The sequence below is a fragment of the Natronolimnobius sp. AArcel1 genome (genome assembly GCF_011043775.1).
In the GTDB taxonomy this organism is placed as follows: Archaea; Halobacteriota; Halobacteria; order Halobacteriales; family Natrialbaceae; genus Natronolimnobius.
On sequence record NZ_JAAKXY010000003.1, the window covers coordinates 461,536 to 484,134 of the forward strand.

Annotated in this window: 27 protein-coding genes; 6 read left to right on the plus strand and 21 right to left on the minus strand. The window is 56.5% G+C overall.

Annotated features, from left to right (window positions below; all coding sequences use genetic code 11):
* The 3 genes from G6M89_RS10530 to G6M89_RS10540 all read right to left on the minus strand — a co-directional run bounded on the left by G6M89_RS10530 (position 1) and on the right by G6M89_RS10540 (position 2,570).
* Positions 1 to 924, minus strand: a complete 924-nt coding sequence (locus tag G6M89_RS10530; RefSeq protein ID WP_165161739.1) for an RNA-guided pseudouridylation complex pseudouridine synthase subunit Cbf5 — start codon at positions 922 to 924, stop codon at positions 1 to 3.
* A gap of 3 nt (positions 925 to 927) precedes the next feature.
* Positions 928 to 1,503: a (d)CMP kinase gene (cmk, locus tag G6M89_RS10535; RefSeq protein ID WP_165161740.1), complete on the minus strand. Its 576-nt coding sequence runs from the start codon at positions 1,501 to 1,503 to the stop codon at positions 928 to 930.
* Positions 1,504 to 1,616: 113 nt separating this feature from the next.
* Positions 1,617 to 2,570: a DUF106 domain-containing protein gene (locus G6M89_RS10540; protein WP_165161741.1), complete on the minus strand. Its 954-nt coding sequence runs from the start codon at positions 2,568 to 2,570 to the stop codon at positions 1,617 to 1,619.
* 120 nt (positions 2,571 to 2,690) lie between these two features.
* Between G6M89_RS10540 and G6M89_RS10545 the strand changes: the two genes are divergently transcribed.
* Positions 2,691 to 5,174 (plus strand): archaellin/type IV pilin N-terminal domain-containing protein, encoded by a 2,484-nt coding sequence (locus G6M89_RS10545; protein WP_165161742.1) that lies wholly within the window; start codon positions 2,691 to 2,693, stop codon positions 5,172 to 5,174.
* 267 nt (positions 5,175 to 5,441) lie between these two features.
* Positions 5,442 to 6,932, plus strand: a complete 1,491-nt coding sequence (locus tag G6M89_RS10550) for a hypothetical protein (RefSeq protein ID WP_165161743.1) — start codon at positions 5,442 to 5,444, stop codon at positions 6,930 to 6,932.
* 50 nt (positions 6,933 to 6,982) lie between these two features.
* On the opposite strand, the gene G6M89_RS10555 is transcribed toward G6M89_RS10550, so the two are convergent.
* Entirely contained in the window at positions 6,983 to 7,618 is a 636-nt protein-coding gene (locus G6M89_RS10555; RefSeq protein WP_165161744.1) for an adenylate kinase, read from the minus strand.
* Positions 7,619 to 7,676: 58 nt separating this feature from the next.
* On the opposite strand from G6M89_RS10555, the gene G6M89_RS10560 reads away from it, so the two are divergent.
* Positions 7,677 to 8,078 (plus strand): hypothetical protein, encoded by a 402-nt coding sequence (locus G6M89_RS10560; RefSeq protein WP_165161745.1) that lies wholly within the window; start codon positions 7,677 to 7,679, stop codon positions 8,076 to 8,078.
* Between the two features lie 2 nt (positions 8,079 to 8,080).
* Here the strand turns inward: G6M89_RS10560 and G6M89_RS10565 are convergent, their stop codons facing one another.
* On the minus strand, positions 8,081 to 8,371 hold the full coding sequence (locus G6M89_RS10565) for an amphi-Trp domain-containing protein (protein WP_165161746.1): 291 nt from the start codon (positions 8,369 to 8,371) through the stop codon (positions 8,081 to 8,083).
* Between the two features lie 420 nt (positions 8,372 to 8,791).
* On the opposite strand from G6M89_RS10565, the gene coxB reads away from it, so the two are divergent.
* The 3 genes from coxB (at position 8,792) to G6M89_RS10580 (ending at position 12,875) form a co-directional block, all read left to right on the plus strand.
* Complete coding sequence (gene coxB / locus G6M89_RS10570) at positions 8,792 to 9,811, plus strand: cytochrome c oxidase subunit II (RefSeq protein ID WP_165161747.1); 1,020 nt, start codon at positions 8,792 to 8,794, stop codon at positions 9,809 to 9,811.
* Positions 9,808 to 12,306, plus strand: a complete 2,499-nt coding sequence (locus tag G6M89_RS10575; protein WP_165161748.1) for a cbb3-type cytochrome c oxidase subunit I — start codon at positions 9,808 to 9,810, stop codon at positions 12,304 to 12,306. The genes coxB and G6M89_RS10575 overlap by 4 nt, the downstream gene beginning before the upstream one ends.
* A gap of 302 nt (positions 12,307 to 12,608) precedes the next feature.
* Entirely contained in the window at positions 12,609 to 12,875 is a 267-nt protein-coding gene (locus G6M89_RS10580; protein ID WP_165161749.1) for a cytochrome C oxidase subunit IV family protein, read from the plus strand.
* A gap of 792 nt (positions 12,876 to 13,667) precedes the next feature.
* Here G6M89_RS10580 and secY read toward each other — a convergent pair.
* The 16 genes from secY to G6M89_RS10660 are packed head-to-tail and all read right to left on the minus strand — an operon-like array spanning position 13,668 to position 22,594.
* Positions 13,668 to 15,125, minus strand: coding sequence for a preprotein translocase subunit SecY (gene secY / locus G6M89_RS10585; protein ID WP_165161750.1), 1,458 nt, complete (start codon positions 15,123 to 15,125; stop codon positions 13,668 to 13,670).
* 3 nt (positions 15,126 to 15,128) lie between these two features.
* A complete protein-coding gene (locus tag G6M89_RS10590; RefSeq protein WP_165161751.1) occupies positions 15,129 to 15,632 on the minus strand; it encodes an uL15m family ribosomal protein in 504 nt (167 codons plus the stop codon).
* Positions 15,633 to 15,634: 2 nt separating this feature from the next.
* Positions 15,635 to 16,102 carry a 50S ribosomal protein L30 gene (locus G6M89_RS10595; protein ID WP_165161752.1) on the minus strand — a complete coding sequence of 156 codons (468 nt, stop codon included), beginning with the start codon at positions 16,100 to 16,102 and terminating at the stop codon, positions 15,635 to 15,637.
* Entirely contained in the window at positions 16,102 to 16,764 is a 663-nt protein-coding gene (locus tag G6M89_RS10600; protein ID WP_165161753.1) for a 30S ribosomal protein S5, read from the minus strand. The genes G6M89_RS10595 and G6M89_RS10600 overlap by 1 nt, the downstream gene beginning before the upstream one ends.
* Positions 16,761 to 17,309 (minus strand): 50S ribosomal protein L18, encoded by a 549-nt coding sequence (locus G6M89_RS10605; protein ID WP_165161754.1) that lies wholly within the window; start codon positions 17,307 to 17,309, stop codon positions 16,761 to 16,763. Before G6M89_RS10605 ends, G6M89_RS10600 begins: the two co-directional genes overlap by 4 nt.
* A complete protein-coding gene (locus G6M89_RS10610; RefSeq protein ID WP_165161755.1) occupies positions 17,309 to 17,758 on the minus strand; it encodes a 50S ribosomal protein L19e in 450 nt (149 codons plus the stop codon). Before G6M89_RS10610 ends, G6M89_RS10605 begins: the two co-directional genes overlap by 1 nt.
* Positions 17,751 to 18,479 (minus strand): 50S ribosomal protein L32e, encoded by a 729-nt coding sequence (locus G6M89_RS10615; protein ID WP_165161756.1) that lies wholly within the window; start codon positions 18,477 to 18,479, stop codon positions 17,751 to 17,753. The genes G6M89_RS10610 and G6M89_RS10615 overlap by 8 nt, the downstream gene beginning before the upstream one ends.
* Before the next feature lie 3 nt (positions 18,480 to 18,482).
* Positions 18,483 to 19,016 carry a 50S ribosomal protein L6 gene (locus G6M89_RS10620; RefSeq protein WP_165161757.1) on the minus strand — a complete coding sequence of 178 codons (534 nt, stop codon included), beginning with the start codon at positions 19,014 to 19,016 and terminating at the stop codon, positions 18,483 to 18,485.
* A 2-nt stretch (positions 19,017 to 19,018) separates the two neighbouring features.
* Entirely contained in the window at positions 19,019 to 19,411 is a 393-nt protein-coding gene (locus tag G6M89_RS10625; RefSeq protein ID WP_165161758.1) for a 30S ribosomal protein S8, read from the minus strand.
* Position 19,412: 1 nt separating this feature from the next.
* Positions 19,413 to 19,610, minus strand: a complete 198-nt coding sequence (locus tag G6M89_RS10630; RefSeq protein ID WP_165161759.1) for a 30S ribosomal protein S14 — start codon at positions 19,608 to 19,610, stop codon at positions 19,413 to 19,415.
* Positions 19,603 to 20,139, minus strand: coding sequence for a 50S ribosomal protein L5 (locus G6M89_RS10635; protein WP_165161760.1), 537 nt, complete (start codon positions 20,137 to 20,139; stop codon positions 19,603 to 19,605). The genes G6M89_RS10630 and G6M89_RS10635 overlap by 8 nt, the downstream gene beginning before the upstream one ends.
* Entirely contained in the window at positions 20,136 to 20,882 is a 747-nt protein-coding gene (locus G6M89_RS10640) for a 30S ribosomal protein S4e (RefSeq protein ID WP_165161761.1), read from the minus strand. The genes G6M89_RS10635 and G6M89_RS10640 overlap by 4 nt, the downstream gene beginning before the upstream one ends.
* Entirely contained in the window at positions 20,879 to 21,247 is a 369-nt protein-coding gene (gene rplX, locus G6M89_RS10645; protein WP_165161762.1) for a 50S ribosomal protein L24, read from the minus strand. The genes G6M89_RS10640 and rplX overlap by 4 nt, the downstream gene beginning before the upstream one ends.
* Positions 21,248 to 21,249: 2 nt before the next feature.
* The gene (locus G6M89_RS10650; protein WP_076582148.1) at positions 21,250 to 21,648 is read right to left on the minus strand and encodes a 50S ribosomal protein L14; all 399 of its coding nucleotides are present in this window, start codon (positions 21,646 to 21,648) and stop codon (positions 21,250 to 21,252) included.
* Positions 21,648 to 22,094: a 30S ribosomal protein S17 gene (locus tag G6M89_RS10655; RefSeq protein WP_165161763.1), complete on the minus strand. Its 447-nt coding sequence runs from the start codon at positions 22,092 to 22,094 to the stop codon at positions 21,648 to 21,650. Before G6M89_RS10655 ends, G6M89_RS10650 begins: the two co-directional genes overlap by 1 nt.
* Positions 22,085 to 22,594: a ribonuclease P protein component 1 gene (locus G6M89_RS10660; protein WP_165161764.1), complete on the minus strand. Its 510-nt coding sequence runs from the start codon at positions 22,592 to 22,594 to the stop codon at positions 22,085 to 22,087. The genes G6M89_RS10655 and G6M89_RS10660 overlap by 10 nt, the downstream gene beginning before the upstream one ends.
* Between the last annotated feature and the right edge of the window lie 5 nt (positions 22,595 to 22,599).

Here is a 22,599-nt window from a genome sequence, read left to right on the forward strand (position 1 = left end):
CTACACCAGCACGCGCTCGAGTGACACCGCGACCCCCTCCGAGGCCTCGCCGTCACGGTCCCCGACGAACTCGCCAAGGCAGATCGCGGCCTCGTTCGGCGTATAGCACGCAACCAAGTCGCCGTACTCGAGGTGGTCACTGACCTCGAGTACGCCCGGTTCGTACACCGGCGCACCGTTGGCGACCTCTTGGGCTGCGTTTTCGGCGATCAGGATTCGCGGAAGATCCTCGAGAATCCGTTCGGCGGGCTCGACAATGTCGAACAGTGGGTCAGGATCATCGTCCTCGAGCCAGAACGCAAGCGCGTCCAGGAATTCGTAGGGCGAGTGCAGGTCACGGTCGTCGAACGGCGTCGTCGCTGTTCGTCGCAGATGGCCCATATGCGCCCCTGTTCCAAGCGCCAATCCGAGGTCGTGACAGAGCTTTCGGACGTAGGTCCCACTCTCACAGCGAATGCGAACCAAGAGTTGTCGATCCTCGTCGTTTCGCTCGAGGAGGTCAAGGTCGTAGATTTCGCGGACGCGTAGGCGACGTGAGACCGCGCTTTTCCGGGGTGGCTTCTGATAGAGCGGGGCCTCGAACTCGTCGATAACCGACTCAGCATCAGCCGGAATCGAGCCGTGGCACTCGAGGACGGCGACGTACTCCTTCAAACCCTCGAGGAAGACCTGTGCGAGCCGGGTTGCATCCCCGAGCATGATCGGCAGGCAACCCGTGACTTTCGGATCAAGTGTTCCCGCGTGGGCAGCGCGATCAATCCGCGTGTCGACGCCGCGGTCGGCGAGGGTGTCGTCGACGGCATCGCGAAGCCAGCCGCTGAGCTGGTGTGACGAGGGACCGGGCGGTTTATCCAGGTTGACGACGCCGAAGCTGAGGAGGTCGGCGGGCGAGCGGTCGTCGGGTGGGCCACGCAGTACAGTCATCGATCAGAACTCGTACTCGAGGCCGAGATCAGCTTTTCCTTCGTCACCATCGGCGTCGTACTCTTCGACGGCGGTAACGAGCATGTCAAGGACGGCATCAGGGTCCCAGCGAGCAGTGTTCACGGAGAGGTCATAGATGGTCAGATCACGAATGTCGATCTCGTAGTACTCCTCGTAACGTTGGGCTTCGCTCGCTTCGCGCGCTTTCGTTTCTTCGGTGGCACGAACTGGGTCTTTGTCCTCGCGGTCGGCGATTCGTTCACCCCGAACCGCGGCAGGTGCATCGAGCCAAAACTTGAAATCGGCTTCGTCGCCCGCGAGCCACCCCGCGAGTCGAGACTCGAGAACGAGATCGTCTTCCTCGAGGGCTATCTCTCGGAGTCGACGATCGAGATCGCGGTCAATATCATCGTTCTCTTCGGCGAGTTTGTTGAACTCGAGGGGTGTATAGCCGCGTTCATCGGCCAGTTCGCGAAAGATGTCGCCACCGCTGACGTGGTCGAGATCAAACGCATCAGCAAGCAACGCCGCAGTCGTACTCTTCCCGCTGCCCGGCGGGCCGGAGACGGTCAGTAACATACTGGTTCTGCGACGCGGCCGGTAAAATGGGTTTTGAATCCCTCGAGGCGTCACCTGCCGGCTGTAACGAAGTCAGTCAATAGAAATGATGTCGGTTTAATTAACCGCTCAGATCAGGTTCCTGACGGCGTCATGTCGATGTTGAGCGACTTGCGCAGCAGTTGCGTAAAGCCCATCGAACAGAGGAAGTACCAGACAATCCAGCCCCACATTGGGCCGATCAGTCCTCTATGGAGTTCGACTTCGCCAGCGATTGGCATGACCATTCTCAGTTCCGATTCAGCAACGTGGCCGTCGAGGATCTTCCAGTACATCCAAAGGAACAACGGAATCGTAAAGAGCATGATCCAGACCATCGGCCGGAACTGTTCTTTGAACATCCCGAGATTGTCCGCCATGGCTTCCATCTGCTCCTCCCGAGCGCGTTCCATCTCGTTGTCGATGCGCTCGATTTCCGCCTCGCTTGCGTCTCGCTCTTCGGCCTCCTTTTTGCGTTCGCGGATATCCTTTTGCTTTTCTTGCATGGCTTTCATCCGCTGTTGGTACTTCCCCATGATCTCCGGGTTCATCAGGTTCGCCTGCAACAGCGTCGAATACAAGCCAGTGAGCAGCGCAACGGAGAGAATTACGGCGTAAAACGGCAGTGCCGCATCAAGCGGTGCAAGCACGAGATCAAGCGTGCTGCCGACTGTGTCTCGAACAGAGTCGAACCAGTAGCCGACCATCAACAGGACGGAGCCAACTGCGGCCAGTTTGTCCCACTGGGACCACTTCGACTCCTCTGGGTCGATATCGACGTCCGAACCGGGGAACTCGGCCCCCCCATCACCGTCGAGGGCCTCATCGTAGGCCTCGCGGTCAGCGATTTCGAACCCTTCGGTCCCGTCGACTAACACTCCTTTCTCAATCAGCCGACCCCACTGTCCGCTCGTCAGGTCGTCGTTGACGTCCTGCCACTGGACCTCCCCGCCGTTCTCGTCGGCCGCCTCGCGGATAGCCTCGAGGGCGTCGTCCATTTCCGAATCCTCGCGGACGAGGGCGTTGATTTTCTCGGCTGTACGCGTCATCTGGTTTGTGCTAGGGTACGTCCGGTATACAAGTGTTTATCTTCGAGCGGAACACGAACCGTCAGACTGTTCCATCGGTGTCCTAACATTTAATATCTATAACCATACACATATAACAGAATGACTGAGAGAACCGGTACAATAACCGGTGGGGATAACGACCGTGGGGTTACTCCGTTAGTGGGTGTTGTATTGCTAATTGGAATGGTTTTCGTCGGTGCAATTCTGGTTGGGATCACTGGATGGGTCGTTATGGATTCACTTAGTTCCGAAAGTGATGCAGAATCAACATATTCTACAGTAGAGGCCACGGATCACGGCATTACAACAGCCGCCTCCACTAGGGAGATGCAAACGATTCCCTGGGACGGAGCCAATTATGTCGATGATGGTGAGGTCTATATCGCGTGGTACGATGATGATATCTCATCGAACCATAACGTCAGTATCGATCCTATTGGAGCAATTGAATACGAACTAGCAGACCGAACGGTTGTGTATCAGAGCGGGGCAACCTGGGAAATTCAAGACGACGACATGCAAGTCACGTCTGGACCAAATATCGGGTATGATGATAGTACACTACAACTGTACTTTACAACGCTCTCTCAGGATGCAGTAAGTGGTAGTGAAGCTATTGTTGAACCAAGCCCAGATAGAGAACTCGCTGAAGATATTGAGGATACCAAAAATAATGCGACGCAAGATGGTTACAATAATTTGTCGCTTATTGTAGATAGCAAGTACCACGATAGTTGGCACAGCCATCTTGATTCTGCATTTGATGCTGAAGATGAAAACATCACGATTCAACGCGACGGTGCAGGTGCTCCGTTCATAGACAATTCAGAAACAGCGATCAATGTGACAATTAAAAACGCGACAGAAACAGATCCACCAGAGTTCCTCGTCGCGGAAGATTATGGACTCAGTGGTGACCAGTATGCTGAGGAAAATATATTCGTACAGTCTCCAGACGGCATGACGTTCGAAGCCGACATCGAAAACAAAGGGGATGAGCGTCAGACACAGCCAGTCGAGGTGGCAATTAAAGAAGATGGTGAAGAAATTGTCGGCCCTGAAGGTCTCGATGTCTCTATTGATGGCGGAGATAGCAAAACAGTAGGGATTGATGTAACAGAATACACAGGTACAGACCTTGATTTTGGAAACGAGTACAACTACACTATCTCGACGGATGATGACACAACGGACAACGGTTCGATCTACTACGCGAAAACCGAGGACCCGCATCTCAATGTCACAAAACCCGAAGTCAATGATGCAGACGCCAGTGACGAGAATAGTCCAGTGAGTGCAGATTCCTCGAGCGAAAATGTGTCACTGTCAGCAGACATCACCAATATTGGTGCCGAAAACATCACTGACAGTGATGTCAGGGTGGGTGTTCAAACACTGGATGACGAGGTCGAAAATGCCTACGGAACGGACCCATATGGCTTAGAGGATGCAGAACCTGTGTCTGTGGACCGAACGTATGGTGAAAACGGAACCGTTACGTGGAATGTGTCGCGCGAAGATTTGTTCGAACTAGAACACAAATTTACCGTCACCGCGGTAGAGAGTGATGAATCAGCAACTGGCTATTTCGATGTCTCGGAAGCAATTGAAGCCGGGGACACAGAACTATTCACGCCACCAAACTCGGAGGTAGATGTCTCCGTTATTGGTACAGAACTGGGCTATACACCACAACAAGTGTGTCTGGAACCAGTAGGACGATTTGGTTGTGCCGAACACGGATATCAAGTCGACTGGATTCCCGCGACGACAAGCATCTATACGCAAGCGGTTGACGAAGACGGAGACCCAATCGATGAAAACGAAGACCCTGAGCGCAGAGATGGGATGGAATGGTCCGGTGACAACCTCAATCAGTGGGATGACCGGCTTTCAACCTTCGACCACAGCTTTACGACGGAAGACGATGAGCGTGTAAGTTTGATGGTTCAGGGAACGTCATACATGGAGTGTCACGATTGGCAGGTAGGTGGTGAAGAGACAATCAATGGCGTCACCTATCAACACCGAAACTGTCCAAGTGGAAGCGAACACAATGAATTAGTTGATCTCACAGCAGATACACAAACAGAAGAGACGAACGTTCGAGTTCTAAGCGAAGAGAGTAATACAATGCCAGAACTTGATCCAGGGAATGACGTCCAGCTTCCGGCAAACGAACTCCTCGAGCGAGATGAGGTCGACATCGATGTCTCGGAGAACCCTGATGGCTCTGCTGAGCTTGACCTTGATGAAAACGAGTTCGTCTTCGTTTTCGAGGTGACCCACCATCCGCAACAGTATAATACGGGCCCAGAACTTAATGATCCAGAGATTTCTGCTGACGACTACTGGCAAGAAGCACACGAGCGAAGTGGAGACCCGAACTTCAACGATGTGCTCGTTCACGTCGAAATTGAACCCGGTGGAGAAGGGATCGATCCAGAGGACGCTGTGTTTGATCCGAGTGCCGAAAATGGCATAGCCCCGTCTGTGGGAACTGGTGAAGGAAGCGACGGCGAGCACTCATCATGGAGTGAGGACAGTGTCGAAGTCGGATCTGACGAGATCATCATTGGGTAAGTCGCTCCCTCTCAACCGCGATTGAACCTGCTAACCCATGTGAATTCGTAGTTTCTTTGATACTGGTGAGTAGCAGGTCGACCCAGTTCGTGCTAGCTGCATCGGATCGTTCAAATCGTTTATCATCAAAACGGTCCATTCAGCCCCCTATACTATTTTTAACGCCTAATTTGATTATGGAGAATAATCATCGAGTCTCGAGAAAAACGTTCAAGACTATTTGATCGAACAACCCCGTTAACAATATGATGAATTTCAACAGGCGGTATGAAGACGCCACGAAGGGACACTATCACCATAAGGGCTTCTCGAGGACAATCCACGCTCCTCGGGATGGTCCTGTTGATTGGGATGGTCGCAGTAGGCAGTCTTGGGCTATTGCTTGTTGCGACCGACGCAATGGCTGGCATAGAACAACAATCAGAAAATGACCGCACTGAACAGGCCTTCGTTGAATTGAGCCAGCAACTGACCTCAGCATCGTCAACCACAGATGTTTCTCGGTCAATAGATGTTGATGTTGGTGAGAAAGGCGCGGTTGCTATGACCAATACTGGAGAACTCCAAATAGAGGGTGGTGATGTAAATAAAACAATACCAATTGGTGCAATCGAATACACAGGTGATGATAGGAGTAAAACGGCATATCAGGCAGGAGGAATTTTCCGAGAAACAGGCAACGAAACACAGGTTGTCTCTGCACCACCGATTGAGTACGATGCAGAGTCCGAGACACTGTCGTTTCCAATTGTGAAAACACGAGACGAACACAATATCAATTCTGGAGAGTTCTCAATAGCACATTATGAGACTGACCCACTGCAAGACGCTAGCCTTGTTGAGAACGACACGGTCACTATTACCATTGAGAGTGACTATTACCGGGGTTGGGAAGCATACTTCGAGCAACAGGGAGGTGCGACGACGATTCAATCTGTCGAGCAGATAGATGACAACAGCGGGAAAATCACAGCAGAGTTTGGCTTCCAGGAGGTGTCAGATGCGTTCAAAACCGGTGCGATCTACGCAACAGATATTAGCGGAAATTACCAGATGGATGAAGAGATGACAAAAAAGAAGGCCTATCCAGAACTCGATAGCGAGGTTGAGACATACGTCAATGAAACCAGTTCTAATACAGATGTGATCGATCTGGGGACAGTAACTGACCACAAGACGCTCGACGATGGGATTTACATCGCTGATGAGATAGAAGGCTCCGGCGATCTCGAGTTTGATCTAACGCACGGAAATGCAACCCTCGTCGTTGATGGAAATCTCACTGTCGATGGTAGTTCGATCACGGTAACTGAGTATGAAGAGGGGAACGATTTGAGTATCTATCTGACCGGTGATTACGATGCTCGCAATGGTGGCGACGTTTGTGTTGCGGATGAATACTCCTGTGCAGAAAATGAAGATGGTACTGTGATTCAATTAGTCGCCACCTCAGAATCCCAAGTAGAGATTGGGCCTGGTGGAAACTCTCGATTTGAAGGCGTGATTTACGCGGGCGGGACTGAATCAGAGTGGGACAGTTGTGGCTCGCAAATTTGTATCCACTCAAATCCGAATTTGTACGGTTCGGTTGTTGCTTCTTCTGTCTATGTACAAGGTGGTGCTGGGAGTATCGACTTCGAATACGATCCCAAACTAGAGAATGCAGACCTCTCAATCTATCCAGACCCCGATGCCCTACCGCCCCAGCTCACGTATCTCAACGTCGCAGAATATCAGATAGACATTTCCGAGAACTAACGGTCGAAAAACGAATCCATACACTACAGTCGAAGACCGTTCACACGCTGTTATATTGTGTCTTCGACCGTCGCCTTCACGTCTTCCCAGACCTCATCGGGAACTTGCTCACCGTCGACACGCTCGAGCAGTCCCGCTTCCTCGTAGTGGTCGATGACTGGCTCCGTGTTCTCCTGATACACGCTGAGTCGCTCTTTGACGGTTTCTTCGGTGTCGTCTTCGCGCTGCTCGAGGCGCTCCTCGATTTCAGGATCTTCTGGTGGGTTGTACTCGACGTGGTAGATGTCGCCAGTTTCGGGGTCCAGACGGCGGCCAGTCAGGCGATGGACGAGTTCGTCTTCACTGACGTCGAGCATGAGTACGAGATCGAGATCGGTCATGTCCTCGAGTTCTTCGGCCTGCTCTTGATTGCGCGGGTAGCCGTCGAGGACGAACCCATCAGCTTGTGAGAGTGCTTCGTCGACGATGGCGTTGACGACCTCGTCAGGGACGAGTTCGCCCTGATCCATGTATTCGCCGGGCGTGTCGTACTCGGTGTCCATCTCGGAGATGTCCATCTCCTTGTTCGATCGCAATGCGTCGCCGGTCGTGATGTGATCGATGTCGAATTCCTCAGTGATCTTTGCGCTCTGGGTTCCCTTCCCTGCCCCGGGAGCACCCATAATCAGTAGTCGTGGCTGTGCCATACCCCGATGTTCGCCACCGTCGCATAAAGGCTTAAAGAAACGGGCGCAAGGATACTATATGTCCAGATTCGACGCCACCGAGCCTGCTGATCGGCAAAAACTGTACGTCGACGCCATCACAGCCCACCGCGAACGCGCCAGTGGGTACCTCACGCTCGAGGCCGATAGCGACAGTCTCCCAGAGGATAATCTCGAGGGGGGCGTCCCCTGGGTGCAGTTTGGCGATGGAACGCTCAATCTCGACTGCACGGACGATGAACTCGATGAACTCAAAGACCTCCTCAGTGAGTTTGCTGCGTTCACAATCGATGCAATCGTCCGTCCTGAGGAACTCGACGGAATCAACGTTCACATTAGCGCAACCGCCGACCACGAGCGAGTGGCTCAGTTGATCGAAGCGGTGTTCCGTCGTGTCTACGGGCTCCCCGAGGACGGCCGTGTCTGGGTTACCGAAATCTGAGGTTACTCGATCGTCAGTCCGGTATCGCCACTCCCATCACCGTCGTCACCTTCGTCCCACTCGAGTTCGAACTCGATACTCCGTTCGGCGTCGCCACCGCTACTCGAGGTTTCGCGTTCGGCTTTAATTTCGAACGTTGGGCGCGGTGGTGGCGAGACGGTGACGGAGTCGCCGCCGGCCTCGAGCGAAATTGGCTCACCAGCCTCGAGGCTGTCGGCAACGGTTCGAAGTGAGGCGGCGATGTCGCTGCGGTCCATTTCCTGTTCGAACTTGAAGAGTACTTCTTCGGGCATACGCTGTATATGGGCGTCGCGATATAGTGTCTTGCGCTTACAGTACTCTTTTTTGTCCTTCTCGCGCGCGAGCGGTAAAGATCAACTCAACTGGGTTAGTAGTGGGCCATATGACGGGCGTTCAAGTATTCGATTGGCCCACAACCGAACAAGTTCGCTCCAGGTTGCGTAATCTGTGCTTGAGTGGCTAACGCGACTCCCAGCGCACCGATAGAAAAAAGAGGGCAGACTCCTACTCAACGCCCGAGGCATAGACAGCGGGGAATCGAACTGCGGGGACGAAATTGCTGCAGGGCACTCAATGAGTTGGTCGAACACACGGCCGTTTCCAAATAGATAAGTGCCCCGGGCAACCATCGTCCGACATATAAGCGGCTTTCAATAGAGGTGAACACAATCTACAGTGAAATGATGATCCCGATGGAGGTTCGAACGCGTGTCGATGTGTTCGAGGATATCTTCCTGGTTTTCCTCGCACTCGGTGCACTTGTCGGCATCGTCGTCGTCGCGTATACGCTCTACAACGCGTATAAGTATCGCGATACTGACGACCGAGCTGCCGGTGAAAACCTACCAACCGTCGGGGAGCTACCGACAGGCGGAAAGGGCGGTAAAAAACTATTTCTCTCGTTCGGGCTGAGTGCTATCATTGTCATCTCGCTCGTCGTATGGACGTATGGCATGCTGTTGTACGTCGAAGACGGGCCAGATATAGACCCCGACGATGCAATAGAGATTGACGTCGAAGGCCAAGCGTTCACGTGGAACTACGAGTACGAAAACGGCCTCGAGCCCAACCACTTGGTGGTCCCGACTGATACACCAATCTGGCTCGAAGTAACATCTGTCGACGTCTGGCATACCTACGGGATTACTGAGTTACGGGTGAAAGCTGACTCAATCCCCGGGGAATACGATGAAACCTGGTTCATGGCTGAAGAACCCGGCGAATACGTCGCTGAGTGTTTCGAACTGTGTGGATCTGGCCACTCCGGCATGGATGGCGATGTTGAAGTCCTCGCAGAGGACGACTACGAGGACTGGCTCGACGAGCAGTTCACGCTCACGATCAACCTCGAGGATGCTGAGGAAGAGCCGTTCACCGATGGCTTCGACCTCGAGATCGCACACACGGACGACGATGAGTTCGAAGACGATCTGAGCGCCACCTACTCCGAAGAATCCGACGAGTTCGAGAACGGAACGCTCGAAATCACGGAATTCCGCCAGGGTGGCGACTACGATGTCGTCATCACGCCTGAAGACGATGACCTCGAAGCGGTCGAGGATACGATTGGCTTCACCAGCGCAACGGACGAGACCTACACGCTTGAGGACCCGGACGCTGATGAGGAAGAAGCGGATGACGATGAGGAGAATGACGAAGACGATGAGGAAACGGACGAAGAATCGGATACAGAGGAGGGTGACGACGAATGAGTGACCTTCCACCACAAACAACCATCAAGCGGTGGCTGGTAACGACCAACCACAAGGACGTCGGGATCCTGTATATCATAACAGCGCTTTTCTTCCTGCTGTTTGGGGGGGTAATGGCGCTGTTGTTCCGCGTCCACCTCTGGGAGCCAGGCGGGACCGGGCTTCTGACTGGGAACCAGTTTAATCAGGCAGTCACAGCACACGGGCTGTTGATGGTCTTTTGGTTCCTTTCACCGATCGCAACCGGCTTTGCGAACTATCTCGTGCCGCTGCAAATCGGCGCGAAAGACCTCGCGTTCCCACGACTGAACGCGCTGAGTTACTGGTTCTACCTGTTCTCGGGGATTCTCCTCGCAATTTCGTTCTTCCAGGGTGGAACGTACAGCGGTGGCTGGACACTGTATGCCCCGCTAAACGTCCCAACATACACGCCCGCGATGGAAGCAACGGCAGGTGGCACCGCAACAGTGCTTGCGTTGGTTCTGTTTGTCTTCTCGATCACCGTCGGGACGGTGAACTTCCTCGTGACAATTCACCGCTCGCGCGCTGAGGGCCTCGGCCTCTGGAACATGCCGATGTTCACGTGGTCGTGGCTACTGACGGTCTGGATGATGCTGTTTGCGTTCGCAGCACTGCTTGCTGCGTTGCTCTTGCTCTCTGCAGACCGACTGCTCATTACGCAGTACTTCGCAACCGAACAGGGTTCAGGCCTGCTGTGGGCACACCTGTTCTGGTTCTTCGGCCATCCCGAGGTGTACATCGTCTTCTTCCCCGCACTGGGGATCATGTTCGAGACGTTCCAGACCTTCTGTGGTCGACGTCTCGTCGGTCGGAAATGGGTCATCATCGCGATGGTCCTCGTGGCCGTCCAGTCGTTCCTCGTCTGGATGCACCACATGTTCCTGACGACGATCAACCTCGAGATCAAGACGCTGATGATGGCAACGACCATCGGAATCTCGCTGCCGTTCGACCTGATGGTCTTCGCGCTGATCTACACGATGGTCAAAGGACGCGTCCGATTCACGACGCCGTTCCTGTTCAGCCTCGGTGCGCTCGTGTTGTTCATCCTCGGCGGCATTACCGGGGTCTTCCTCGGTGCCGTCGTGCTCGACTACGAGTTCCGTGGCACCTACTGGGTCGTCGCACACTTCCACTACGTGATGGTTTCCGGGGTCACCGCTTTGGTTGGTGGCCTCTACTACTGGTGGCCAAAAATCACCGGGAAGATGTACTCCGAGGCACTCGGGAAACTCAACTTCGCCGTCTACTTCATCGGCTTCAATATGTTGTACTTCCCGCTGTTCCTCGCCTGGGAAACCCCACGACGTGTCTTCCACTTCTCGGAAGGCATGACACCTTACCATCGGGTCGCGACAGTCGGGGCGTTCATCCTCGGCGCGTCCTTCCTGATTATGTTCTACACGTTCGCAAAGAGTTGGGTCTCCGGCCCCGACGCGCCGGACAACCCATGGGAGTTCTCCCGCACCGCAGAGTGGGCGATTCCATCCCCACCACCGCTTGACAACTGGTCCGGCCGCCCAAGCTACGCCAGTGGTCGCCTCGAGTTCGTCGAGGACTCACCGGCCGCAACTGACGGCGGCGTCACACAGGAACACAGCGCAACTGGCGACGAGATTGCACACGGCGACGGCGAACACGCTGATCACGCCAGTATCTGGCCACTCGGAATTGGCCTTGGGACGTTCGTCCTGTTCCTTGGGCTCTCCGGCATTACGCCGTTCGTCATCGACTTCGCTGAACAAGCAGCTGCTGAGACGGGAACCGAAGACTCGCTGCAGAACCTCATCGGTATGTCGACCGAGGCAAACATCATCTACCCGATTCTGACGGTAGTTGGCCTCATCCTGCTCACATACGTCCTGTTCAAATTCGGCGTTGAAGACTTCAACGCCCCCGAGATGGCAATCGCTGAACGCTGGCCGTTCGAAGGCGTCGGCAACACGAAATTCGGTGTCTGGGTGTTCCTTGCCTCTGACATCGTCGTCTTCGGTGCCGTAATCGGAGCATTCGTCTTCATGCGGATCCACATGGGCTGGGGCAACTGGTCGCTCGAGACGATCCAGTGGGCCGGCCTGCTGAACACGTACGTCCTGTTGACCTCGAGTTTCACGGTCATCTTGGCGCTGGTGTTCGCCGAACGCAAGAACAAGAAAGGCCTGCTCGCGACAATGGGTGCAACGTTGTTGCTCGCAACGACGTTCATGGGCGTCAAAACCTATGAGTACACCTCGAAATTCGCTGAGGGGCAGTACTGGTGGTACGGCCTCGAGTACTCGATCTACTACGTCACGACGGGACTGCACGCACTGCACGTCCTCCTCGGAATGGCCATCGCGATCTTCATGATCTACCGGATCCTGAGCATCGATGCCTACCTCGAGGACCACCGCCCAGTGGAGTTCTTCGGACTCTACTGGCACTTCGTCGACATCGTGTGGGTCTTCCTGTTCCCACTGTTCTACCTGTTCTAGCGACTCGGAATCGCGTTTTTGTTTTTTCACAGCCCCAAACAGTGAGCAACGGCGTTCACCGTTTCGAGCAAAGTAACAGTCATCTCAACCAGATACGATTCCAACCGAGAACACTCGAGCGCGCCTATCACGCACATGCGATTGCTTGGTCAAAGCCAAGCAGTGAGCCCCATGTCGACAGCTACGTTCGGGCAGTGTGGGGCCATAAATAAACAGTGAGCCACGCTCGAAAACGCGACTATTGTGACCGCGAGCGGAGACATGAGGAAGGTATAAGTGGGCCACACCCACATAGAATAGCAATGGCTGACATTCGAACATACACCCTGATCTATGTGGCATTGCTGGTGTTGGGGACAGGGAAGTTCGTCTTCTTCTCGTTCCCCGACGTCTTCTCTTACTGGATGGCATTTGCTGGGACAATCGTCCTCGCGATAATCAAGACCTTGCTGATCGCTGCGTACTTCCAGCACCTGATCGAAGAGCCACGAGCAATTACGTACATGGTGAGCGTTGCCGTGTTCATGGTCCTGTTGCTAACGATCGCCGCAGGCTATTCGATCCAGTAAGCTCGAGTCTCCGTCGAGACGAACGAACCCCTGTTTTCGAACCGATCACAACTGTCGACGATTTAAACGCCAGTATCACGGCGACGAGCTGAGAGTATGGTCGATAGGTCGTAAGTCGTGTACCGACGCTTCTACTGGCCATTTAGACAGCGTATCGCCGTTACTTCACACTGCAACTACCCGTCTATGCAGTGTACCAACTGCAACACGCCACTCGAGGATGAACCGATCGCCTATACTATTGAGACACACACAAAGTCAACGGCATCAAGGTCGCGTTCGAAGAGCACGAACAGCGACTGTGTAGCCAACAGTGTGTCGATCAGGTAGGATTGGATTTTATGCTCACGGTCACTGCCCTCGAGATTGCAGCATCACACAACACAGAGACATCCGCGAGAACGACGTGAGAGTGTGCTGTAACCGACAGAGCAGATTCTACACTGGTTGAACGAGATACGATAGTAGAGTAGGTGTGACGGAGACGAGAGGCCGGACGCTGCACTCAACATGAGAGCCACAGCAGTACAGACGAGTCGGTGGAGACGAAACGCGTCTGTACGAACAGTGTCCACACACTCTTGTGAATCACTAAGCCACGAATTATAGTAGCCACTGCAAGTCAGTGCACACCCAATCACATGACGGCTACGCGATTGGTGTGTGAACAGTTTCAGTTGTTACTATAGCATCACTACTCGAGTATAGATAAGCAGGAATGGCTCTACAAGGCGCTGTGAGTGCGTAAGAAGACGTCGACGACGCCAGTTTAGGCAGGTTGTGACCGGATGGTCACTCTTTGCCGAACATCTGGCGCATCATCGGATGCATTTCCATCATCTGCTCCTCGGCGATCTCCTCGTACAGTTTGTACGTAATGGAGACAGCGAGCAGCAGACCCGTTCCGGTAACGGCTCCGATGGTGCCGAGCATGTTCGCCATGACGGCGAGCAGACCGACGAGTGCGCCACCGATGACGGTCACTTGCGGGATGTACCGCTCCATGACCTTCTCGATGACACCGACGTTCTGTCGGAATCCGGGGATCTGCATCCCGGAGTTCTGGATCTGGCGTGCAGTTGCCTGTGGACCCATGTTCGTCGTCTCGACCCAGAAGATCGCGAAGATCGCGCCCCCGACGATCATGAACGTCAGGTCGACAGAGACGCGGATCATGACCTGCCAGGCTTCCTGCGTGACTTCCCCAGTCCACCACATCCAGTCTTCTGGACTGTAGATCGGTGCGGTGTAGTAGAAGAAGCCACCGACGGGTTGATCATCGACGTACGTCCCAAGCACCGCAGGCATACTATCTCCCATCTGAGAGTAGATGATCTGGCCCATGAACTGGATGTTCGCCTGCACTGCACGAACAAGGATCATTGGCAGGACGCTCGCGTAGATGAGCTTCACTGGGAAGCGCCCTCGAGCGCCCTTTACGCGGGCATGACTGAGTGGGATCTCGACGCGGACGGATTCGGCGTAGACGACGACCGAGAAGATCAAGACCGTCGTGAACAACGCGATGATCTGTCCGCCATTGTGTGAGAGCAAGAAGAACAGCCCGTCACTCGTGAAGATATCGACGTTTATCTGGCCGGTGATGATCTGATACCAGCTGTAGAAGAATCCATCACCACTCAGCGAGATGAATCCTGCGACGAGGCGCTGGCTCACACCGGCGATAATGAACAGGCCGATCCCGCTGCCGATACCCCACTTACTGACGACCTCGTCCATATACAGGATGAGGATCCCGCCAATGAACACTTGGAGGAAGATCAGTAATTGGATCTCGAAGGTTCCAAGCGTCATCCCACCGATAGAAAGCGCCGGGACTGTTGGAAGGAAGCCGCCGGCGAACACCATCGGCAGTGCTGTCAGGGCAGTCATCACGATGACGAGCAGCTTCTGCAGTCCCTGGTAGAGGATCTGATCTCGAGGATCGTCGGTGTTGAGTCCGAGGAGGTTCGCACCGCCAAGTAACTGCATGACGATGCTCGCCGTGACGATTGGGCCAATACCGACCTGCAACAGCGAGCCGTGTTCACCAGCAAGGATCGCACGGAACTCGCCGAGCATATCATCTCCCCCAGCAGAACCAAGCAGTGCGACGTTCGTCAGGAAGAAGTACAACACGAGGATCCCTGCCGTCCAGGCGAGCTTGCGCTTGAACGGCACGTGCCCTTCCGGACGCTGCACTGCGGGCATCCGCGTTAGGACCGGTTCAGCGGCTTCCTTCCATCCCATCTGTTAGTCCTCGCTCTGTTCGTCGTCGTCAGCCTCGGCGTCGGCCGCTGCCTCGGCTGCGTCCTGGGCTCGCTGCGAAAGGACTGCCTCGCCACCGGCGTCCTCGAGTTTTGCCTCGGCTGCATCCGAGAAGGCATCTGCCGTGACCTCGAGTGCGTTCCGGACCTGTCCGGAGCCAAGCACTTTCACGATGTCGACGTCGTGGCCGTCCTCGACGACATCACGGGCGTCGATTGCGTAGCCGTCGTCGGTCTCTTCGGCGTCGCCGTCGGCGACGTAGAGAATCGCGTCCTCGTCGAGTTTCTGGACGTCGATTTCGGCGACGTTCTCGCGAATGCCGTCCGGTCGCTTGAAGCCGTGTTTGCCCTTCGGTTCGTAGTTGTGGAACTCGTGTTTGCTACGCCCGGCGCGTCCGCGGCCACCGCGGTGGCCCGCACCACGTCGATTCTTGTGGGAGCCGCCGCTGTGCGTGCGCGATCCGCGCTGGCGTCGTTTTTTGCTCGTCATGGTTATCGCATCGATTCTAAGAGGTCGTTAATCTCGTCCGTTGTATGCTTTCCGAGTTGGCCGCCTTCGACGGTTGGCTTCTTGATGCCACCGTGGCCACCACGCGGTGGGTGGAGCCGAAGCGTTGGCGACAGGCCCACATCACGGAGCGTCGTCTCCTCGGCAAGCAATGCCTCGGCGAGTGCGTCGAAGTCGTCGTAGTCAGTGTTCTCGGCGAGCCACTCTGCGTCGACATCTGCCTGTCGACCCTCGAGGGGCTCAGCACGCTTTGCAAGCAGCGTCGAGAGAACGTCAGCCTCGGGTTCGCCGTGGGCGACGTAGTCGTTGACTTTGTCAACCATACCCGTGTACGCGCTCGTCTCGGGGACAAGCGCACAGTGGTTGACGCTGTGGATGTTGAGCATCTCCAGGGTATCCTGGATGTCCTGATTGCGGTTGACTTCACCGCGGACTTGCACGATTGCCTTCATTATTCGGACACCTCCGCTTCGTCGGAGCCAGTCGTCCCACGCTGTTTTGGCTGGCGCGACTGCGAGGCGTTCTCGAGGGCATTGTACGTTGCCTTCGCGAGGTTCACAGTCGTTCGAGTGTTGCCGTGGCTTTTGGTCCAGGCATTTTCGATGCCGGCCAGATCGAGGACGGCGTGGACGGTGTCACTCGCAGCGAGTCCAAGCCCTTCAGGGGCAGGGATCACATCGACCTCGACGGAGCCGGCTTTGCCGGTCGTTCGTCGGGTCAGAGAGTGTGGTCGGTCCGAACGGTCTTCCCACGACCCGGAGCCGCGGGGGACCTTGAGCATGTTCAGTTTCGCGATACCGATTGCCTTTTGGATGGCTGAGCCGACCTGGTCGTCTCGACCTTCTGCATAGCCAACGTAGCCATCGCGGTTGCCGACGGCGACGACGCAGCGGAACTTCACGCGTCGTCCGGAGTCGGTCATGCGCTGGACCATGTTGATGTCCAGCACTTCGTCATCCAGTCCGGGGAGGAGCTGGTCGACGATTTCGGGCTCTTTGAGCGGGAGCCCCGAGTTGAGAGCGACGTCCATCGAATCGATGTCGCCCTCCTGGACTTTGCGGCCGAGACGGGTGACGGGTTCCCATCCACTGTCGTTGTAGTTGTTTCCACTCATTCGAGGATCGCCTCTCGTACGTCGTCAAAGTGTTCTGGAAGGTCCGCTGCGTCGAAGTCACCGCTATACAGCGGCTCATCGAGCTGTTCTGCGTACTCGGCGATATGCTCGCCGCGCGTACGCTCCCAGTCTGCGAGCACACTGTCGCTGTGTGGAATCTCGAGACCGGCGTCGATAGCGCCTTCCTGAACGGCGAACACCTTGTTACCAGGCGTTGCCGTGTTGAGACCGATATCGAGGACTGCGTCCTCGAGTCCGGCCTCGACGGCGCGTGTACCGGCCAGCAGGCCGGTCAGGTACGCCGCAGAAATGTTACTCGTGGGTGCTTCCCAACCATACTCCTCGAGATCGCTCGAGTGTGCGCTTGCGAGCGTCTCGTCGCCGTTGGGTCCGGGAACGATCAGCTGCGCCGTAGTGTGCTTGTTGCTCTTTCGAGCGACGAGACGGGGCTTACCCGACTTCAGCAGGCGCAACCTCTGGTGGTAGTCCGTCCGGACCTCGCGCCGACGTCGCATCGGCACCTTGTATCGTGGTCCTGTTGCCATTATTGGTCACCGTAGTTGTCGTCGATATAGTTCAACAGGTACCGGACACTTCGGAACTCGCCACCGCCAGCCTTTTTATACAGCTCGCGGTACTGCGTGGGCGTCAGTTCGCCCTTATCGCGGAGTTCGCGGAGTTTCCGGCGCTGTGCACGAATCTTTGCCTGCCAGTCTTCTTTCGAGTTCTGGCGTGCGCCTTTCTTACCGCGGCGCTTGCCTGGCCCCTTCTGGTGGCCGTAGGAACGCTTTGCGTTGCGCTCGCGTGCACGGCCACGGGAGTTGCCCTTAGCGTCTGCTGCGCGAATGCGACCCTCGTCGACGAGTTCACGGATCTCGTCACGGGTGATCGCTTCGGCAATGTCGCCCTGGGCATCAGGGTCGAGCCAGATGCGGTTCTCGCCAACGTCAAGGACGTCAGCTGCCAGTCGCTTCTGTGCGGACAGATCAGTCATCTGATTCCACCTCGACTTCCTCGTAGGTTGGGTTCAGGACGCGGACGCCCTGTTCCTCTGCCTGTTCTTCGATGCGCTCGCGCTTGCGGGCACCGACTGCGGAGGCGATACGGACTGCCTGGGTGTCGCCATCGACACCCTCGAGGTCGTCCGTGTTCTGAACATAGACTTCCTCGAAGCCACTTGGGTGCTTGCCACGAACAGCGGTTGGGGTCCGGAATCCGGCTTCGACCTTCGGGCCCTTGCCTTTGATTCCCTTGCGCTGTTTCGAGAGCTGCCCACGTGGGCGGCGCCAGGATTCTGGCGTCCGCTTTTTCATGTGGTAGTCCTGGCGGTTGAACTGCGGCTTGCCCTCGCTTTTACGGCGCTCGAGCAGACGCGTTTCCTCGTCGGAAAGCTCCGGCGTCTTCTCGGTCAGGCCACGGGCTTGCAGTTCGGTTTCGACGTCTTCGGCGGGTGCTTCGTCTTCGTCCTCGCCGTCTTCGTCTTCGATCTCAGCCTCGGTGTCCTCACTTACCTCGAGGTCACCGACGTCGGCTTTGATACGGGCTGCGAGTGCGTTTCCGACGCCCTCGGCTTCGGCCAGGTCGTCCTGGTCGGCCTCTTTGACGTCCTCGATGGACTCGAAGCCAGCCTCTCGCAGTGCGTCAGCTTTGCTCGCGCCGACACCACTGATGTCCTCGAGCTCCTGTGGTTCGTCGTTTGCGTTGTCGTCTGCCATCTATTAGACACCTCCTTTGGCGGGTTTCTCGGTGATGTAGACCCCGTCCTGGAAGACGCGGGTGTCCTTGCCGCTGACGCGTGTCAGCTGCTCGATGTCAGCCGCCGTCTGGCCGACGTCCTCTTTGTTCGGGCCGGAGAGGACGAGGCGTTCGTCGTCGACGGAGACGTCAGTGTCACCGTGGATAGTTGTACGTCGCGGTGCCTTTTCGCCGAGGAAGTTCTCGATGACGATGTCGCCGCCTTCCGCGCGGACCTGCATTGGGAAGTGAGAGTAGTAGACTTCCATCTTGTACTCCCAGCCCTCGGTCACGCCGTGGAACGCGTTGCTCAGGTGGCTCTCGAAGGTGCCGACGGTCGCGTTCGTTTTCGCGTCCTCGGCGTCGCTTTCGATTACCACACTGTCGTCTTCCACATCGACGGTCACGTCGGGGTACCAGAGGCGGCGGGTAACGCTGCCTTCTGGACCGTCGACGGTCACATCGAGATGGTCTGTCTCGACGGTTACGTTGTCAGGGATTTCCAGTTCGACTCGCATTGTTAGTAGACGTATGCGATAACCTGACCACCGATTCCCTGCTCACGAGCCTCGTAGTGGCTCATGATGCCGTTACTCGTCGTGACGACGAGCGCACCGAAGTCTCGAGCCGGGAGGAATCGCTTCTCCCACTTCTCGAATTCATCGGACGTAGCACTATAGCGGGGCTTGACGGGGCCACACTCGTTGATCGCTCCAGTTAGTTCGACCTCGAACTGGCCGGCTTTACCGTCATCGACGAACTCGAAGCCGTCGATGTACCCGCGGTCGTAGAAGACCTCGAGTACGCTGCCGATTTCGTTCGAGGCGGGTGATACCTCGTGAGTCAGATGTCCCACACTTTCGGCGTTGTCGAGCCCCGAAAGCGCGTTGCTGAGTGGATCGTTTCCGGTCATGTTATCGATACTTCTTGAATCCCATCTCGCGGGCGATTTCACGGAAGCACTGTCGACAGAGGTTGATGTCGTACTTGCCGACAAGCCCCTGTTTACGGCCACAGCGCTGGCACTGTTCCATCTGGCCAGTTCGCTTTGCCGTGTGCTCACCCGTGCGATCGGCGGCGTTGGTTTCGGTGTCAGTTTCGCTTTCACTCATCCTCTGGGTCCTCCACAGTGACGTCGAAGTTCGACTCGAGGTACGCGGCTGCGTCCTCGGGCGTGAGTCGGTGATTCGACGGAATCGACCGCGTTGCCTTGTCGCGCTTGGCGATGCGGTAGCCCGGACGCACCAGGTTGACGGTGACGTCCAGCCCGAAGATCCCGACGCTCGGGTCGTACTCCTGGCTTGGGAACTCGGTGTGTTCCTCGACGCCGAAGCTGAAGTTGCCGGTGTCGTCGAACTGCGTCAGCGACAATTCGGCGAGTGGAAGCGCCGTCTCGAGGAACTCAGCAGCGTCCTCGCCGCGGAGGGTGACCTTCGTCCCGATCGGGTCGCCCTGGCGAATACCGAAGTCAGGCTCGGTTCGCTGTGCCTGGGTACGGACGCTCTGCTGGCTGGTAATCTCCTCGATGATGTCCTCGGCTTTGGCGAGTTCGCGACCACCCTGACCGACACCCATGTGGACGACGACCTTTTCGACGGTGGGTTCGCGCATCTCGTGGAAACCGCTGTCAGCTTCGCTCATTCATCATCACCCGTGCTCGCGGTTGCACCGCTCGCATCATTCGACGACGAGTCGTCGCCCGTAAAGTTCTCGTCGATGACGACGACGTACTCTTCGACAGTGTCGAACTCGCCATCGTCGGTCGAGATGGTGACGGTGTTCGAACCGCTGCCGGGCGTGACGTCAATCGATTCGACTTCGCCGATTTTGCCACCGTGGTTTCCACGGATAGCAGTGACGAGTGCACCCTCTTCGTATGGGAAGTGGGCAACAACCGATTTGTCGTCGTTGTCGACAACGATCGAATCTTTCGTGTTGTATGCATCGACATCGGCGATGACGTTCGTGCCATCGTGCAGCGTTAGTTGGGTGTCGCCACCTGGAACCTGCTGCTTGCCGTCGATCTTGCCGAGGCGGCTGTCTGCCGCATCAGCGTCGATCTCGGTCAGCGAAAGCCGACCGCCTTCGTCTGGGAAGACACGGTAGTACTCCTCACGGCCGGGGAACGCCAGAATGTCGAAGATACCGATTGGACGCTGCTCGTCGTTGATCGGCTGTCCGTTGACGAGAATCGCGTCCTCCGAAAGCGCATAGCGGGCTTCCTTCGTCGAGTCGACGTAGCCGAGGACGTCCCGAAGCAGGACGACCAGCGGCACGCCCTCCTCACCGTGCGGGCCAGCACCGGCCTTGACGGTGAAGGTCTCGGTCTTGCGCTCGACCGGCCAGGTCTTTGGTACTGAGAGTCGTTTCTGGTGTTTCGTCATTCGTTATCACCTTCGGACTCGCCCTCGAGACGGGCCTCTCGGCGGTCGTCCTCGAGATCGAGTGCCGTAATGCGGACGTTCGATGGGTCGACTGGCCGTGGCACCTCTTCGCCGTCGGCCGTCTCGACCGTCACGTCCTCGACGTGAATCGTGCTGTCTTCGAGGATTGCCTTGAGAACCTCGCCTTCCTCGCCGGCGTGGTCCCCACGCATGACCTCGACCGTGTCGCCCGCGTTAACGCGGGTTCGACGGGTATCGTACTCCTCGCGGAGGTCGTCAGACAGCGTTGCGTGGAGCTGTTTCTGCCGCTTGTGAAGCGGTGCACGCTCCGTCTGCGTTCGCTGTTTGTGTGGTTGCTTGCTCATAGTTAGACGATCATCGTCGCGGTAGAGGCAATTGCACCGAAGCGCTCTGCGACTTCGCGAGCGATTGGGCCCTTGATCTCCGTTCCGCGGGGCTCTTCGTTCTCGTCGATGATGACCGCCGCGTTGTCCTCGAACTTGAGACGGGTGCCGTCCGGCCGGCGGATCGATTTCCGCTGGCGAACGATCACTGCCTCGAGGACCTGTCGGCGCATCTCCGGGGTACCCTTCGTGACCGAAACGGTCACTTTGTCACCGAGACCCGCCTTTGGCTGGCGGCTCTTGGTGCCGTGGTACCCTGCTACGCTGATGACTTTGAGTTCGCGTGCGCCAGTGTTGTCGGCACACGTGACCAGCGAGCCCTTCTTCAGTCCCTGAGTGACGTCGGCTTTCATTGCCTCCATTACTCTTCACCCTGGGTTTCTTCGGCGTCATCCGCAGCGAGATCCTCAGCGGAGAGTTCCGGCTCAGGCTCTGCCTGTCCGGTCAACTCAGCGATATCCTCTGCGGTTGCCTCTTCAGTTATTTCGACGACCACGTGCGATTTCGTCTTCGACAGTGGTCGGGTCTCTGCGATCTTGACCGAGTCGCCAACCGAGAGCGGCTCAAGCACGCCTGGCACGTGTGCCGGAATGCGCGAGCGTCGCTTCATGTAGCGGTCGTACTTCGGAACCGCGACATCGTACTCTCGTTCGACGACTACGGTCTTGTCCATGTCCGTCGAAACGACGAGTCCCTCGAGGATCTGTCCTCGAACGGAGAGTTCGCCGTAGAACGGACACTTCTCGTAGTCGTATTCCTCCGGGTTTTCTGGTTCCGGAGGGGTGTCAACGTCTAATCCTATTGCCATGGTGAGTCACCATTCGTTTCCGTGCGTCGGGCGGGTCGTGAGAGCAATCGCGAACCATCGACCGTAACGTAGGCTACGCCCTCGCCAGCAGCGTGGCAGTGGTCAGTTGACCCATCGCCACGACAGCCAGCGCCGGTGGCGCTGGCTCGGTCTGTCGCGTCGGACGAATCGTCCGGCGCTGCAGGTTGAGTGTCGGCCAGTTTGGACGCAGTCCCCAACGCCTTCTCGGCGTCGGCGGCTTCATCTGTGATCGCGAACTCGAACGTCGAGCCCGACTTCGGCACTGTCACAACTCGAGACTCACCGTCGCACTCGGCGGTTACACCGCCTCGCCATCGTTCCGCCTCCTGCGGAACGCAAATCTCAATGGAGAGGGTCTTCGTCGTCTCGATGACGACTCGCCCCGAAATGCCGACTCGCGAGTCGTCGGTACTCTCGACGACGCGGACCGGCAATCCGTTGAGTTCGTGCCGTGGGAGGGTCTCGGGTGTCAGTGCCATGTGTG